Annotated in this window: 8 protein-coding genes and 1 pseudogene; 2 read left to right on the top strand and 7 right to left on the bottom strand. The window is 68.1% G+C overall.

Going from position 1 to position 11,169, the window contains the following annotated elements; translation table 11 throughout:
* The 3 genes and pseudogenes from KZA10_RS02105 to KZA10_RS02090 form a co-directional block, all read right to left on the bottom strand.
* On the bottom strand, positions 1–473 hold a 473-nt coding region (locus KZA10_RS02105; protein ID WP_218682050.1), incomplete at its 3' end, for an isochorismatase family protein.
* Positions 470–2,479, bottom strand: coding sequence for a cytosine permease (locus tag KZA10_RS02100; protein WP_374196530.1), 2,010 nt, complete (start codon positions 2,477–2,479; stop codon positions 470–472). The genes KZA10_RS02105 and KZA10_RS02100, both read right to left, overlap by 4 nt.
* 277 nt (positions 2,480–2,756) lie before the next feature.
* A pseudogene (locus tag KZA10_RS02090) lies at positions 2,757–3,386 on the bottom strand (helix-turn-helix domain-containing protein); the annotation flags it as partial.
* A gap of 112 nt (positions 3,387–3,498) precedes the next feature.
* Between KZA10_RS02090 and KZA10_RS02085 the strand changes: the two are divergent.
* A complete protein-coding gene (locus KZA10_RS02085) occupies positions 3,499–5,361 on the top strand; it encodes a phosphoenolpyruvate carboxykinase (GTP) (protein WP_218682049.1) in 1,863 nt (620 codons plus the stop codon).
* Positions 5,362–5,504: 143 nt separating this feature from the next.
* Here the strand turns inward: KZA10_RS02085 and KZA10_RS02080 are convergent, their stop codons facing one another.
* Positions 5,505–7,391, bottom strand: a complete 1,887-nt coding sequence (locus KZA10_RS02080; RefSeq protein WP_218682048.1) for an ABC transporter ATP-binding protein — start codon at positions 7,389–7,391, stop codon at positions 5,505–5,507.
* A 77-nt stretch (positions 7,392–7,468) separates the two neighbouring features.
* Complete coding sequence (locus KZA10_RS02075) at positions 7,469–7,675, bottom strand: transcriptional regulator (RefSeq protein WP_082531360.1); 207 nt, start codon at positions 7,673–7,675, stop codon at positions 7,469–7,471.
* A 74-nt stretch (positions 7,676–7,749) separates the two neighbouring features.
* Between KZA10_RS02075 and KZA10_RS02070 the strand changes: the two genes are divergently transcribed.
* The gene (locus tag KZA10_RS02070; RefSeq protein WP_256934303.1) at positions 7,750–8,373 is read left to right on the top strand and encodes an HAD-IA family hydrolase; all 624 of its coding nucleotides are present in this window, start codon (positions 7,750–7,752) and stop codon (positions 8,371–8,373) included.
* Positions 8,374–8,472: 99 nt separating this feature from the next.
* Here KZA10_RS02070 and KZA10_RS02065 read toward each other — a convergent pair whose 3' ends face one another.
* Positions 8,473–9,933, bottom strand: a complete 1,461-nt coding sequence (locus KZA10_RS02065; protein ID WP_055864728.1) for an MFS transporter — start codon at positions 9,931–9,933, stop codon at positions 8,473–8,475.
* A 48-nt stretch (positions 9,934–9,981) separates the two neighbouring features.
* The coding region (locus KZA10_RS02060) for a beta-galactosidase (RefSeq protein WP_256934299.1) at positions 9,982–11,169 on the bottom strand (1,188 nt) is incomplete at its 5' end.

Genomic DNA, 11,169 nt, shown 5'->3' with positions numbered 1-11,169 from the left:
GCGCTCGATCCGGCGCAGGCATCGGCCGCGATCGTGACGTGAGCGCCGGCGTCTGCGGCGGCCAGTGCCGTCGAGATCACACAGCAGTCGGTCGAGACCCCGGCGAGCACGAGATGCCCTCCGCGTCCGACGATCGCCTCGAGCTCGGGCCCCCACTTGCCGAACGTCGGCAGGTCGATGCTCGGATGCGGGGAGAGGCCGGCGGCTTCGGGCACCAGGGCGAACAACGGGTCGCTCGGCGGCTGGTCGGCGAACGGCCATGCCGCGAAGTAGTCACCCCACGAGGTGGACCGATCGGCCGTCGGCATCCAGCGGGTGACGAGCACACGGTCGCCGAACGCGTCCGCGAGGGCGCGGATGCGTGGCATCGCCTCGCCGAAGAACGGTGAACCCCACGCGGAGTCTGGCGCGGCGAAGATCGCCTGCGGATCGATCACCACGAGCCAGGTGTCCCCGGTCGCCGGAGCGCTCACACCGCCTCCTGGCGCCGGATCTTCGCAGCCCTGGCGAAGTAGGTCACGAGGAACGACAGCACCAGGGCGAAGAACACCCCGAGGTTCGCATACGCCCACTCCCCGTCCCTGCCGCCGATGAGGAACAGCAGGTAGCCCTGCCAGTTGTTCCACGCGGCATCCTCGGCGAAGTTGTTCACGACCAGGCCCCAGCCGATCACGCTCGTGACGACCAGGGTGCCGATCGAGGTCCAGTCCCACGCGCCGTAGCGACCGTTCTGATCGAACAGGGCCTCTTCGTCGTAGTCCTTCTTCCGGCGCAGGATGTCGGCGATCAGGATTCCGGCCCACGAGGCGAGCGGCACACCGAGCGTGATCAGGAAGCTCTGGAACGGACCGAGGAAGTCGGTGGCGAAGAACACCACGAAGACGGTGCCGATCGTGAGGATCACGCCGTCGATCGCCGCAGCCGACGGACGGGGGATGCGGATGCCGAGGCTGAGCAGCGTCAACCCGGAGGAGTAGATGCCCAGCACCGCTCCCGAGACGAGCGCGAGCACGGCGGTGAGCAGGAAGGGCACGAGCACCCACGTCGGCAGGATGGAGGCGAGCGCGCCGATCGGATCCGCAGCGATCGCGTTCATGAGATCTTCGTCGGATCCGCCCAGCAGCAGACCGAACACCACGAGGATCACCGGTGCCACCGATCCTCCGATCGTGTTCCAGGCGACGATCGCTCCGTCGGATGCCGTGCGCTTCTGGTAGCGCGACCAGTCGGCGGCGATGTTGATCCAGCCGAGGCCGAATCCGGTCATCACCATCACGAGCGCCCCGATCACCTGGCCGATGCCGCCGTCGGGTCGGGCCAGCACGGCGGCGAGGTCGATCGCCGGTGCGGCGAGGATGATGTAGAGCACGGTCACGACGCCGGTGATCCACGTGAGCACCGACTGCAGCTTCATGATCGTGTGATAGCCGAGCACGGATGCCGTGACGATCAGTGCGGCGACGATCGCGGTCGCGACGACCTTGAGCCACACGCTGTCGCCGTCGCCTCCGAGCTGCGTGATGACGGTCGCGGTGGCGAGCACGGCCAGGATCGCGAGGAACGTCTCCCACCCGATCGAGGTCAGCCACGAGACGATGCCCGGCACCTTCTGGCCCTGCACGCCGAACGCCGCGCGGGAGAGCACCATGGTGGGCGCCGAGCCGCGCTTGCCGGCGATGGCGATGAGCCCGCAGAGCAGGAACGACACCACGATGCCGATGACCGAGACGATGGTCGCCTGCCAGAACGAGATGCCGAAGCCGAGCACGAACGACCCGTACGACATGCCGAACACCGACACGTTCGCGGCGAACCACGGCCAGAACAGGTCGCGAGGCTTCGCGGTGCGCTCGGACTCGGGGATGATCTCGATGCCCGCACGCTCGATGAGGGCCGGCTTGATGTCCGTCATCCTCACATCCTTGCTGTTCACGAGCGCGCCGCCGGAGTTCCCGTGGTTGATCGCGGCGTCCGTCTGGATCACGGCGATCGAGATGGAGTCCGAGGTCTGCGGCGTGCCGCTTCCGGGGATGTCGAACTGGAACGGCCCCTGGCCCTGACCCTGATCCGGCGTCTGCTGCTGGTCCGGGGCGTCCTCGGAGGAGGAGTCGGGCAGGGCGGACGAGGCGATCTGGATGCTGCGGTTCAACGCACTCACGATGCCGGTGGTGACGGAGTTCGCGAGCCCGAGAGGAGCGCCGAGCGCCACAGCGGTGTCGCCGACGTTGAGCTTCGAGGAATCGGCGAAGTCCATCGGGGTCAGCCCCTTGGCGTCCTTCAGCTTGATCACGGCGAGGTCGTAGATCGGGTCTGTCCCGACCACGGTCGCCTCGAAGATGCGCCCGTCCGATGTGGTCACGCGGATCGTCGGATCGGCGACCGCGCCGCCGAGGGTCACGACGTGCGTGTTGGTGAGCACGTAACCGTCATCGCTGATGATGACACCGGATCCGCTGCCTCCCTGATCGGCGCCCGCCACCTCGATGGTGACGACGGACGGGAGTGCGGCCGTCGCGACCGCTGTGGTCTCGTTGACCGATCCGGGGTTGTTCACCGTCACCGTCTGCGGACCGGAGGCCGTGCCGGAGGACGGGCTGTCCTGGAGGCCGTTCAGCAGCGCACCGCCGCCGAACCCGCCGACGCCGCCGACCAGAGCGGCCGCGACGATGAAGGCGGCGAACTTCGCGCCCCCACGAGGCTTCTGCTCCTTGGTCTTCGCGCCATCGCCCTGCGTGCCGTACGCGGCGCCGCCATCTGTTCTCGAGGTCGGTGACCGATCGGGTCGAATGGGGGAGGTCGTTGACGTAGATCAGCTCGAATCCGAGCTTCTCGGCCATGATGCTCACGGTGCGGTGCGTGAGAGCGCCCTGCACGTGTCCCGCGGCCTTGAGGTGCTTCTCGGCGAGCTTCTCGATCTCGGGGAGGTAGTTGTTCTGCGCGCGCATCCGCAGCCGCAGCTCGGTGTTCGCGCGCCGCGCCTCCTCCGGTGTGGCGATGGCCTCGCGTTCGCGACGCTCCAGCTCCCGGTGCAGGCCGAGGACCGATTCGATGGTCTCGTCGCTCATGCCCTTGGTCACGCGCACGGGCGCGACGCCGAGCTGGCGGAAGACGGGGCTCTCCTGCGCGCGTTCCAGGGCGATCTCGAGAGCGGCACGGCGGTTCGGCGGCTCCCCGGAGATGAGATCGGTCACCTCCGTCTTGGTCGCCTGGGCGATCGCCTGCAGCAGCGAGAGCTTGGGCTCGCGCTTGCCGTTCTCGATCAGGCTCAGCTGCGAACCGGCGACGCCGACGAGAGCACCGAGCTCGTCGAGCGTGAATCCGTTCTCCAGCCGGTGGTGACGGATGCGGTGGCCGAGAGTCGTGAGGTGGATGCCGGAGGACGCCATTCCTTGAGTCTAGCGAAAGAATTTAAGTTCTTATCGCTCGAAATGGCCGAAAGTCGCGCTCGAATCGGAAGAACATAGGTGCAACGCCCCACACTTCAAAGGAGCACACGTCATGGCTATCGCCGAAGTCTTCACCCCCCGCACGTCTCCCGTCGCACAGACGCGTACGTTCGGCGCGGCTCCGACGTATGACACCCCCGCGATGGCCGAGCTGGCCGCCTGGGTCGAGGAGATCCGCGCACTCACCCAGCCCGACGCGGTGCACTGGGTCGACGGCTCGCCCGCCGAGAACGACTGGCTCCTGCGCGGACTCGTCGACGAGGGCAAGCTGATCAAGCTCAACCCCGAATGGCGCCCCGGTTCCTACCTCGCCCGTTCGCACCCCAGCGATGTCGCCCGCACCGAGGGGCGCACCTTCATCTCCTCCGAGCGCGAAGAGGACGCGGGCCCCACGAACAACTGGGCGGCCCCCGCCGAGATGCACGCCAAGATGGACGAGATCTTCGAGGGATCGATGCGCGGCCGCACGATGTACGTCGTGCCGTTCTCGATGGGACGCGTCGGCGGTCCGCTCTCGCACATCGGCGTCCAGATCACCGACAGCGCCTACGCGGTCGCCTCCATCGGCATCATGACCCGCGTCGGCGATGCCGTCACTCGTCAGGTCGCCGAGGGGGCGCCGTGGGTCAAGACCGTGCACTCGGTCGGTGCTCCGCTCGCACCGGGCGAGCAGGATGCCGAGTGGCCCTGCAACGACGACAAGTACATCGTGCACTTCCCCGAGACGCTCGAGGTCTACTCCTACGGCTCGGGCTACGGCGGCAACGCGATCCTGGCCAAGAAGTGCTTCGCGCTGCGCATCGCCTCGGTGATCGCACGCGACGAGGGCTGGCTCGCCGAGCACATGCTGCTCATCCGCGTGATCGACCCCCAGGGCAAGGCGTACCACGTGGCCGCGGCCTTCCCGTCGGCCTGCGGGAAGACGAACCTCGCGATGCTCCGCCCGACCATCCCCGGCTGGCGCGTCGAGACCCTCGGCGACGACATCGCCTGGATCCGTCCGGGCGAAGACGGACGCATGTGGGCCATCAACCCCGAGGCCGGCTTCTTCGGCGTCGCACCCGGCACCGGCGAGTCGACCAACGTCACCGCGGTCGAGACGCTGTGGGGCAACACGATCTTCACCAACGTCGCGCTCCGCCCCGACGGCGACGTGTGGTGGGAGGGTCTGACCGACGAGGCGCCCGCGCACCTGATCGACTGGGAGGGCAACGACTGGACCCCCGAGTCCGGCCGACCGGCCGCACACCCCAACTCCCGCTTCACGGTGTCGGCGGCGCAGTGCCCGCAGATCTCCGAGGACTGGGAAGAGGCCGTGCCGCTCGACGTCATCCTGTTCGGCGGACGCCGCGCCAGCAACGTCCCGCTCGTGGTCGAGGCCACCGACTGGACGCACGGCGTCTTCCTCGGCTCGAACATCTCGTCCGAGCGCACCGCTGCCGCTGAGGGAACCGTGGGGGAGCTGCGCCGCGACCCGTTCGCGATGCTGCCCTTCTGCGGCTACAACATGGCGGACTACTTCGGTCACTGGCTCAAGGTCGGTCGCGGTCTTCGCTTCGACCGGGCGCCGCGCATCTTCCAGGTGAACTGGTTCCGCCGCGGTGCCGACGGCCGGTTCCTGTGGCCGGGCTTCGGCGACAACTCGCGTGTCGTCGACTGGATCATCCGCCGCATCGCGGGCGATGTCTCCGCGGTCGACAGCCCGATCGGACGCCTGCCGCGCGTGGAGGACCTCAACCTCGACGGACTCGACATCCCCGCCGCCGACCTCGACGAGCTGTTCTCCGTCGATGCCGAGGCGTGGAAGACCGAGGCCGACCTGACCGAGGCGTTCTACGACACCTTCGGTGACAAGGTTCCCGCGGCCCTGCGCGCCGAGCTGGCCTCGCTGCGCTACCGCCTCGACAAGGCGTAACCCCAGACCGGTGCCGGTTCGGGGGAGCCGGCACCCTCAGGGCTCCGTGCCCTGCAGACCCGCGAAGGCGGGACATCAGAGACGAACCCATGGCTGAGTGGTCTCCGACGTCCCGCCTTCGTGTTGCCCGGGAACGGGTGGCGTCAGGCGAGCAGCTGGTGACGTGCGAGGTCGCGGTACAGCGGCGTCGATTCCACGAGCTCGGTGTGCGTACCCTGGCCGACCACGACGCCGTCCTGCAGCACCACGATCAGGTCGCTGTCGACGACGGTCGAGAGGCGGTGCGCGATCACGATGAGCGTGCGGTCGGTGGAGACCGCGTCGATGGCCTCGCGCATGCGTTGCTCGTTCACGCCGTCGAGTGATGACGTGGACTCGTCGAGCAGCAGGATCGGGGCGTCGGTGAGCAGGGCGCGGGCGATCGCGAGACGCTGACGCTCACCACCGGAGAGCATCACGCCGTCCTCGCCCACCGGAGCCTCGATCCCGAGCGGGTTGCGCTCCAGCACATCGCCCAGGTTCACGGCGCGCAGCACTCGTTCGCAGTCGGCGTCCGTCGCTTCGGGGGAGGCGAGCCGCAGGTTCTCGGAGAGTGTGCCGGCCAGCGTCGGCGCATCCTGTTCGACGTAGCCGAAGTGGGCGCGGAGCTCGTCGCGCGGGTAGGTGCGCGCATCGTGACCGTGCAGGCGGATCGATCCGCCCGTGGGGTCGTAGAAGCGCTCGATCAGCGACAGGATCGTGCTCTTGCCCGCACCGCTGGGGCCGACCAGCGCGACGCGGGAGCCGTGCGGCACGGCGAAGGAGACCCCGCGCAGCACTTCGTGGTCCTGGGCGGCCGGCGCGGCATCCTCTGCCGATTCCAGGTGCGCGTCGGCGAGCAGATTCCGTGCTTCCTTGGCGGCGGCCTGACGCGCGGCCACGACGTTCGCGGGGTAGTGGAAGCGCACGTCGCGGAATTCGATCGCCGGCGCATCCGGTGCTGCCGTCTCACGGGGCAGCGACGCGGCGATCTTCTCATCGTCCTGCGACTCGGTGGGCAGGTCGAGCACCTCCTGGATGCGTCCGAGCGCCCCGAGGGCCTGGTTCACCGACGTGATCGCTCCGAACGTCGTGGCCAGCGGCATCACGAGCAGGAACAGGAACATGATGAACGAGATCAGCGAGGCGATCGTGATGGCTCCTGCGGCCACGCGGAATCCGCCCACGCCGAGGACGACGAGCAGCGACAGCTGCAGGGCGATGCCGGAGACGGGCACGACCATCGAGGAGATCTTGGCGATGCGCACGCCGATGCCGTAGGCGTCGGACGCGAGCTCGGACACCGCGGTGGTCTCGCGCTCGGTCGCACCAGACGCGCGGATGGTGCGGATCGAGCCCACGGCGCGTTCGACACCGGAGGCCAGCTCGCCTACCTTCTCCTGCTGCGCGGTCGATGCGGTGCGGATGCGCCCGCTGAGCAACACGACCACCGCGACCGAGATGCCGATCACCACGACGATGAGCAGCAGCAGGATGGGATCGATCACGAGCATCGCGATGAGCGCGCCGAGGAAGAGCACGGCGCTGCCGACCGCGTCTGCGAGGCCCTGGGTGAGCACGGCGTAGAGCAGGGTCGTGTCGGTGCCCACGCGCGAGACGAGGTCGCCGGTGCGGCGGGCATCGAACTCCGACGTGGGCAGATGCAGGATGCGGTCGATCAGCTTGCGGCGGCTCGAGTACACGACCGCGGTGCCCGTGCGCTGGAGGAGGTAGTGCTGGAAGCCGGAGATGACAGACGACACGACCACGAAGCCCACGAGCAGCCACACGAGGATCCCGATGCCGGTGTCGGACTGCACCGCCTCGATGACCTGACCCACGAGCAACGGCTGCACGAGCGACGTCGCCGCGCCGATGACGCTGAGCACGGCGACCACGATCAGGGTGCGCTTGTGCTCGAAGAGGAAGGGGAGGAGCTGGCGGAAGGTGGCGCGGGGGCCTTCGGGCTGCGCGCCACGTCCGCGGCGGCGTGCTGTCGCCGAACCGGACATGCGGGACCTCTATCTGGAGATGGTACTTCGACCGTACTTCGTTCGCGGTCGAATCCTATGGAGGGGCTGAACGCGGCTCAGGAGTGGCCGAAGCGACGGTGCGCCGCCTGCTTGCTCACGCCGAGAGCGCTGGCGATCGCCTGCCACGAATAGCCGAGGTTGCGTGCGCGGCGCACGTTCGCCTCTTCGGCGCGGGCGACCTCCTTGCGCACTTCGGCGAGGCGGTGCAGCGCGGCCAGGGGCTCGCCCCCGTCCTCTTGTGCGATCGCGGTCGGCATTGTCATGATGCACCTCCTCCGTCAATACTCGTTGACGGACTCGGGGATGTCAATACATGTTGACGTGGCAGTCTGGGGTCATGTCGACGAAGAAGTGGATCCTGTTCGATATCGGTGGAGTTCTGGAGGCCGTCGATGACGACGCGTGGCAGCAGGAGTGGTGGGAGCGTTGGCGCGCGGTGAGCGGCCTCGACACGGCGGCGTTCGATGCGCGGATCGCGGGCGCCGAACTTCCCGCGATCGATGTCACCGTCGGCACGGAGCCCGCGTTCTGGGCTGCGGTTGGTGCCGCCCTCGAACTCGACGATGAGCAGTGCGCGGCCATGCGCGCGGACTTCTGGGATGCGTACTGCGGCACCGGGAACGTCGAGCTGATCGACTACGCGCGAACGCTCTCGTCGCGCGCGGGGACCGCGATCCTCTCCAACTCCGCCGATGGCGCGAGGGAGGAGGAGGAACGGCGCTTCGCGTTCTCCGAGGTGTTCGATCCGATCTGCTACAGCCACGAACAGGGCGTGAACAAGCCGCACCGTGACGCCTACCTGCAGGCGCTGCGTCTGATGGACGCGCAACCCGCGCAGGTGCTCTTCATCGACGATCGCCCGTCGTCGGTCGACGGGGCCCAAGCGGTCGGCATCCGCGCCGTGCGGCACCTCGACAACGCCACCACGATTGCGGCTATCGAGAAGTTCCTCGCCGACTGAACGCGATCGCGAGCGATCCCTGCCCGGGCGTTCCCTGTCGACGACGCGAGGGCGCCCATCCGGAGACGGGGTGCCCTCGCGCTGCGGAGGAGTCGCGGGCTACAGTTCGACGGCCGCCGCGACGCCGAGGTCGTCGTCGTAGTCGTGGTCCTTGGTCTCCGGGCTGAGGAGGAGCGCGATGAAGGTCAGCACACCCATCGCCGACAGGTACAGGCCCACCAGCCACGGAGCGCCGTCACCGAGCGACCACAGCCAGAGCGCGATCAGCGGTGCCACGGCCGCGCCCAGGATCGACGACACGTTGTACGCGATCGCCGAGCCGGTGTACCTGACGTTGGTCGGGAACAGCTCGGGCAGCAGAGCGCCCATCGGGCCGAATGTTGCTCCCATCAGCATGAAGCCGAACACCAGGAAGGCCTGTGCGAGCGCACCGGTGAACTTCGGGTCGGCGGCAGGGAGCAGGAACGTGTTGAACGTGAAGCCGAACACGATGATCACACCGGTGACCCACAGCAGGAGCTTGCGTCGTCCGATCGCGTCGGCGATGGGACCGGAGAGCAGCGTGAAGATACCGAAGAACACGACGCCGATGATCTGCATCAGCACGAAGTCGGTGTAGCCGAAGCCGAGGCCGGGATAGAACTGGGCCGCGAACTTGGTCGGGTCGAACGGGGCGCCCGTCGCCTCTGCCGCGGCCTTCGCTGCGGCCGATGCCGTCTCCAGCGATGCGGGCTTGGTGCCGTAGGCGAGGGTGAAATTCGTCATCAGATAGAACAGCACGTAGGTCGCCAGCATGATGAACGTGCCGAGGATGAGCTGCTTCCAGTGGTGACGGAAGACGGTCGCGAGCGGGAGCTTGCGGATCACGCCCTTCGTCTCGGCCTTCTTGAAGGTGTCGGACTCGACGAGCTTCAGTCGCACCCACAGCCCGATGATGACCATCACGGCCGAGAACAGGAACGGGATGCGCCAGCCCCAGGAGAGGAACGCCTCGGACTTCAGCACCGGGTTCTCGGCATGCGGCAGCAGCCAGTTGATGGCGAGGAAGAGGAAGTTCGCGATGATGAAGCCCAGCGGTGCACCCAGCTGCGGGAAGGTGCCGTACCAGGCGCGCTTGCCCTTCGGGGCGTTCTCGGTGGCGACCAGCGCCGCACCCGACCATTCGCCGCCGAGCGCGAAGCCCTGCGCGAGCCGGAGGATCAGCAGCAGGAGTGCCGCCCACCATCCGATGTCCTGGTACGTCGGCAGCAGGCCGATGACGAAGGTCGCGATGCCCATCGTCAGCAGCGAGGCCACCAGCGTGGCTTTGCGCCCGAACTTGTCGCCGAAGTGGCCGAACACCACGGCGCCGATGGGGCGGGCGACCATCGCGGCGCCGAACACCGCGAACGACGACAGGAGCGAGGTGGTGTCGTTCCCGGTGGGGAAGAACAGCACCGGGAACACGAGTACGGCAGCCGTGGCATACGCGTAGAAGTCGTAGAACTCGATCGTGGTGCCGACCAGGCTCGCGGTGATGACGCGCGAGCGAGGATTCGCGGGCGCAGTGGCAGTACTCATGGAACTCCTCCGATCGAGTCCCCCGTATACCAAGGGACTCGGGCGAGTTTACGCCTTCCTGAGTGTTTGCTGTGCGCGCTTTTCGCGTGTCATCCGGGCGGGCACCTCTGCGGTGCTATTCCTCCGTGTCGCCGAGCGAAGGGGCACCGACGAAGACGGCGCGCGGCTCCACGACGTTCTCGAGTTCAGCACGACCAGACGGTTCGCCCCCTCTCTCGTGGCAGGTGCGGGCACGGAGAGCGTGCGCTGCGGACCGTTGCGCCAATAGCGGCCGAGGAAGAAGCCGTTCACGAACGCGTAGCCCTTGCTCCAGGCCATGGTGTCGAGGACGAGGTCCGTCGGTGCATCCAGGGTGAACGAGCTGGTCCACGCGGCCGGGCCCGTCTTCAGGACATCGGCGGCGTCGGTGCCGGTAGTGGCGTCGAGCTCGGTATCGATCTCGGCGTCGACCTCCGCGGCGATCTCTGCGACATCCAACGGCGTCGAGCGCCAGCCCGTCACCGGCGCGCCGTCGAGGGTGATCTCGCCGATCAGACCCTTCTCCTCGCCGAGGCGGCGGTCGTAGTTCACCCGACCCTGATCCTCGACCAGGATGCTGAGGGTCCGGCCGTCCGGGATCCGGATCGCCCGGTCGTGCCGGGTGCGCGAGAGCGTGCCGACCACGCGGTCGTCGACGCTCACCCACGCCAGATCGCGCACCTCGTCGACGACGAGCAATCCGCCGCGTGCATCCCGAAGCTCGGCGTCGTAGCGCACGAGGGCGCTGAGGTGGCCGAGTGCGTCGAAGGTCTCGGGCTGCGCGGTCGTCGACGCAGGACCCGCGAGGTCCGTCCAGGCGCCCGCGGGCGTGAGCGGAACTTCGAACGCGGGCGCTGCCTCGGCCGCAGCCGGAAGCTCATCCGGAACCGGCGCATACCGGGCGATGACCTCGCGGAAGGCGAAGAACTTCTCCGTGGGGTTGCCGGCCTCGTCGAGCGGGGCGTCGTAGTCGTAGGAGGTCACCAGCGGCAGATAGCGACCCTTGTGGTTCGCGCCGTTGGTCAGCGCGAAGTTGGTGCCGCCGTGGAACATGTAGATGTTGACCGAAGCACCGGCCGCCAGCAGCTCGTCGAGGTCGGCGGCGGCCGTGGCGACATCGGTGGTGTGATGCACGCCGCCCCACCAGTCGAACCAGCCGTCCCAGAACTCCGAGCACATCAGCGGACCGGTGCTCTGGTGCCGGCGCAGGGTCGCCAG

Source organism: Microbacterium sp. BF1, from assembly GCF_019279095.1.
GTDB lineage: Bacteria > Actinomycetota > Actinomycetes > Actinomycetales > Microbacteriaceae > Microbacterium > Microbacterium maritypicum.
This window is presented reverse-complemented; position numbering and strand designations above follow the sequence as displayed.